This is a genomic window from Streptomyces marokkonensis (genome assembly GCF_039539045.1).
GTDB classification, from domain to species: Bacteria; Actinomycetota; Actinomycetes; order Streptomycetales; family Streptomycetaceae; genus Streptomyces; species Streptomyces marokkonensis.
In genome coordinates, this window is record NZ_BAABCQ010000317.1 from 1 (window position 1) to 3,581 (window position 3,581).

The 3,581-nt window shown below is 68.9% G+C and carries 3 protein-coding genes; 2 read left to right on the plus strand and 1 reads right to left on the minus strand.

Features of this window, described 5'->3' with window-relative positions; all coding sequences use genetic code 11:
* Positions 1–146 precede the first annotated feature (146 nt).
* Entirely contained in the window at positions 147–1,448 is a 1,302-nt protein-coding gene (locus ABEA26_RS35340) for a polysaccharide deacetylase family protein (protein ID WP_345598090.1), read from the plus strand.
* 112 nt (positions 1,449–1,560) lie between these two features.
* Here the strand turns inward: ABEA26_RS35340 and ABEA26_RS35345 are convergent, their stop codons facing one another.
* Positions 1,561–2,541: an ATP-binding protein gene (locus tag ABEA26_RS35345; protein ID WP_345598092.1), complete on the minus strand. Its 981-nt coding sequence runs from the start codon at positions 2,539–2,541 to the stop codon at positions 1,561–1,563.
* A gap of 111 nt (positions 2,542–2,652) precedes the next feature.
* On the opposite strand from ABEA26_RS35345, the gene ABEA26_RS35350 reads away from it, so the two are divergent.
* Positions 2,653–3,480: a Fic family protein gene (locus tag ABEA26_RS35350; RefSeq protein WP_345598094.1), complete on the plus strand. Its 828-nt coding sequence runs from the start codon at positions 2,653–2,655 to the stop codon at positions 3,478–3,480.
* Positions 3,481–3,581 lie beyond the last annotated feature (101 nt).

The following is a 3,581-nucleotide window of genomic DNA, read 5'->3' on the forward strand; positions in this document are numbered from 1 at the left end:
CCGACTTTCGAGTATTTCATCGGCTTGTCGTACTAATTCCTTCTCGCATGCGTGCCACCTTGACGGCGCTGATGGCACATCCCGGCTCAGTACCCGACATCGCCTCGTCGGTGTGGGCCCGAGAGAAGGAAGAAGGTGGGCGGAAAATGGCCGCCACCCACAGGATCGCCGCGCGTCCCGTGATTGCCGCGCGCACGGCGATCGTCGCCGCGGTCTGCGCCGCGTCGCTCGCCGGTTGCGCGATCGGCAGCGGTAACGGTTCCGGTGAAGGGACGAACGGTCCGCAGAAGGAGAAGGGCGAAGCGGCGCCCGCGCCCAAGAACGCGGTCCGGCTGATCGGTGACGGTTCCACCGCGTACACCGGGGCCCAGCCGCACCTGCCCCGGCCCCAGCGGCTCAAGCCCGGTGAGACACCGCCGCAGTTCGTGGTCTTCTCCTGGGACGGCGCGGGCGAGGACAGTCAGAAGCTGTTCTCCCACTTCCGTGAAGTGGCCAAGGAGAACAACGCGACGATGACCTACTTCCTCAGCGGCGTGTACCTGCTGCCGAAGGAGAAGCGGGATCTGTACCGGCCGCCGCAGCACTCCCCGGGCCGCTCGGACATCGGCTTCAACGACGAGCAGGGCATCGCCGACACCGTCGAGCAGCTGAGGCTGGCGTGGCTGGAGGGCAACGAGGTCGGAACCCACTTCAACGGCCACTTCTGCGGTAGCGGCGGCGGCGTCGGCGAGTGGTCCGTGGAGGAGTGGAAGGAGGAGATCCGCCAGGCCAAGCAGTTCGTCAAGACCTGGAAGACCAATACGGGCATGAAGAACGCGGCGCCTCTCCCCTTCGACTACGACGAGGAGTTGATCGGCGCCCGCACCCCATGCCTGGAAGGGCAGGAGAACTTCACGCGGGCCGCTCGTGAGATGGGCTTCCGCTACGACAGCAGCGGCGTGAACAATCAGATCTGGCCGAAGAAGAAGCAGGAGCTGTGGGATCTGTCGATGCAGCTCGTGCCGTTCCCCGGGCACACCTTCGAGCAGCTCACCATGGACTACAACTTCATGGTCAACCAGTCCGGCACCACTACCCAGGGCGACCCCGCCAAGCATGAGCTCTGGGGCGACCAGATGCGCGACGGCCTGCTCCAGGGATTCCAGCGGGCCTATGACGGCAACCGTGCGCCCCTGATCATCGGCAACCACTTCGAGTCCTGGAACGGTGGCACGTACATGCGTGCCATCGAGGAGGTCATCGAGGAGGTGTGCACCAAGGACGAGGTGCGCTGCGTCTCCTTCCGGCAGCTCGCGGACTGGCTGGACGCCCAGGACCCGAAGGTGCTGAAGAAGCTGCGCACGCTGGACGTCGGTGAGGCCCCGAAGAAGGGCTGGGCGTCCTTCCTTTCCGCCGACCCGGCACCGGCACCGAAGGGCGTGCCCGGGGCGCCGCCCGCCGAGCGGTAGCCGACACGGCGGGACCGGTGAAGAGCGTGAGGGCGGCGAGGCTGCCATCCCGCCTCGGCTCGGCTCACCCAGCCTCGGTTCACCCAGCCTCGGTTCACCCAGCCTCGGCTCGTCACGCCGGAGCGACGACGCCCTCACCGAGGACGAACCCGGGGTCGACCTGCGCCGACAGGTCGTCCCCGGTGCGCTCATTGCCCCAGCTGTGGGCGTTCTTCAGGTGGAAGTGGACCATCTGGTGCGTGTAGTGCTCCCAGTCCCGTAGCTCGTACGTCGCGTCGGCGGCCGTGTGCAGGGTGCGCAGCGCACGGCGGTTGGCGTCCTCCAGGAGGCCGAACCGGGGAGGCCGGCCCTTCTCCATGGCACGCACCCAGTCAGAGTGCCCGACGGTCACCAGCAGGTCGTCCCCGACCTGTTCGCGGAGGAAGTCGAGGTCGTCCTGCCCCTGCACCTTGTTGCCGACGACCTTCAGGGTGACGTTGAAGTCGCGGGCGTACTCCTTGTACTGGCGGTAGACGGAGACCCCCTTCCGGGTCGGCTCGGCGACGAGGAACGTGATGTCGAAGCGGGTGAACATGCCGGAGGCGAACGAGTCCGAGCCCGCGGTCATGTCGACCACGACGTACTCGTCACGGCCGTCGACCAGGTGGTTCAGGCACAGCTCCACCGCTCCCGTCTTGGAGTGGTAGCAGGCGACTCCCAGATCGGCGTCCGTGAAGGGCCCGGTGACCATCAAACGGACGGCCCCGCCATCGAGTTCCACCGGCCGGGCGCAGCTGTCGTAGATGGGGTTGTCCTCGCGTACCCGCAGGAGGCGCGAGCCCTCGCCGGGCGGAGTCGTTTTGATCATTTTCTGGGCGGAGGCAATGCGCGGGTTGGTGCCGCGTAGATGGTCCTTGATCAGCGGGAGGTGTTCGCCCATCGCGGGCAGTGCGGCCGCTTGCGCCTCGTCGAGGCCCAGCGCGGCCCCCAGGTGCTGGTTGATGTCGGCGTCGACCGCGACGACGGGCGCACCGGTGGCGGCGAGATGGCGGACGAACAGGGAGGACAGGGTGGTCTTCCCGCTGCCGCCCTTCCCGACGAAAGCAATTTTCATGTTCACCAAGGGTAGTGGCGTCATGGCCGTGAGTGGTGCGAGGGGCTGGGCGCACGTGAGGAAGACCACTCATTCGTGGGGTGTGGTGCCGGGATGCGTAGGGTCGTACTCATGAGTACGACAGGCGCGACCGCCGATCCGCTCGCGGCCCTGGGTGCACTGCCCGGTGTGGCCGAGTCCGTGGAGTCCGTACGCAAGGCCGTGGACCGGGTCTACGGCCACCGGATCATGCGGCGTCGCAGTAACGAGATCACCTCCGAGGCCGCACTGCGCGGCGCGCGGGGTTCGGCAGCGCTGTCCGGGGCGGACTGGGCACTGGAGGAGGTGCGAAGGCGGACCGACTTCAGCGGCGACGACGACGAGGCGCGCGCGGTGGGCGCGGCGCTGCGGCTGACCGCCGAGGCAGGGCAGCTGCTGTCCATCTGGCGGCAGTCCCCGCTGCGGGTGCTGGCCCGGCTGCATCTGGTGGCTGCGGCGGACAATGCTGATCAGGTGGGACGGCCCCGGCAGGAGGGCGAGCCGGTGGACGAGCCGCTCGTCGAGCTGCCGTTGCCGAACGCCGGGGAGGCGCACGGCCGTCTGGACGGTCTGGCCGGACTGGTCATGGGGGGCGGTTCCGCGCCGGCGCTGGTGACGGCCGCCGTCGTGCACGGTGAGTTGCTGGCGCTGCGTCCCTTCACTTCGTACAACGGCCTGGTCGCGCGTGCGGCCGAGCGTATCGTCCTGATCAACAGCGGCCTGGACCCGAAATCGGTCTGCCCGGCGGAGGTCGGCCATGCCGAACTGGGGCGCGCGGCCTACCTGGCGGCGCTCGACGGCTACGCCTCCGGAACCGCGGAGGGTATGGCCGCGTGGATCGCCCACTGTGGCAGGGCGGTAGAACTGGGCGCGCGCGAGTCCACTGCGGTGTGCGAGGCGCTCCAGCGCGGGGCGGCGTAAGCGCGGACCGGGGCAAGCGCGGACCGGGGCAAGCGCGGACCGGGGCAAGCGCGGACCGGGGCAAGCGCGGACCGGGGCAAGCGCGGACCGGGGCAAGCGCG